The organism is Allobosea sp. P1_A7 (assembly GCF_056406775.1).
On the sequence record NZ_JBFTZN010000609.1, the window covers coordinates 1 to 925 of the forward strand.

General features: G+C 59.7%; 1 protein-coding gene. It reads right to left on the minus strand.

All coding sequences use genetic code 11. The annotated features are described in order from the left end of the window. Nucleotides 1–198: 198 nt before the first annotated feature. Nucleotides 199–825 (minus strand): tyrosine-type recombinase/integrase, encoded by a 627-nt coding sequence (locus AC1D34_RS37985; protein WP_476827078.1) that lies wholly within the window; start codon nucleotides 823–825, stop codon nucleotides 199–201. Nucleotides 826–925: the final 100 nt, after the last annotated feature.

Here is a 925-nt window from a genome sequence, read left to right on the forward strand (position 1 = left end):
GTCGTCAGTCGTCAAGATACTCGGGAAGCAGGACACCCTGCCGACGGTCTTCACTCTCAACGAAGCGCTTCATCTAAGCTCCCGGAGCATCACCTCCAGGAATCCTAGCCGACTCGGCTCTTTTCACACAGCCTCCACCCAAGTTTGCCGTTGACCGAAGGGCGGAACTGGCACGGCGGGAGCCCGCCGTGCCAAAGCTCATAGGTCCGTTTGCTCCGAAAGGARAAGCGCGTCGTCAACCTCGATACCGAGGTAGCGCACGGTGCTTTCCAGTTTCGTGTGACCTAGAAGAAGCTGGCAGGCGCGCAAATTGCCCGTGCGCTTATAGATCAGCGCAACCTTCGTTCGCCGGAGACTGTGCGTCCCGTAGAGCGCTGGATCCAATCCGATCAGAGCTACCCAGCTGTCCAGAAGGCGGCCGTACTGGCGCGTTGTAATGTGATCGCCGTGCCGGCTACGGCTAGGAAAAAGCCAGTCGTCTTCACGAGAACCTCGCTTTCTAAGCCAGGCAGTAAGTGCTTCGCGGGCTGAGTCCGTCAGTTCGAATGGTACCGGCCGCCCCGTCTTCTGCTRAACGATCGCGGTTCGGAGGCGAACGGTGCCTCCGAGGACGACATCGCCGACACGAAGGCGAACGAGATCGCACCCGCGCAGCTTGCTGTCGATCGCAAGATTGAACATGGCGAGATCGCGGGTTCGCCCCTCATGCTGAAGCCGGGTTCGCAACGCCCAGATGTGCTTTGGCTTCAGAGGCGGCTTCGGTCCGATGATGCGCCTGAGGTTCCACGCATTACGAGGCAGTTGGTTCTGCGCCTGGATATCCATGGCAGATCCCCTTCTTGGGATGCCGCATCCTGGAAAATTCTATCAAATGCGGACGGGTCTCTCACGCCTCGTGGTGAAAACCGCGGGGAGGAGCGCAGCT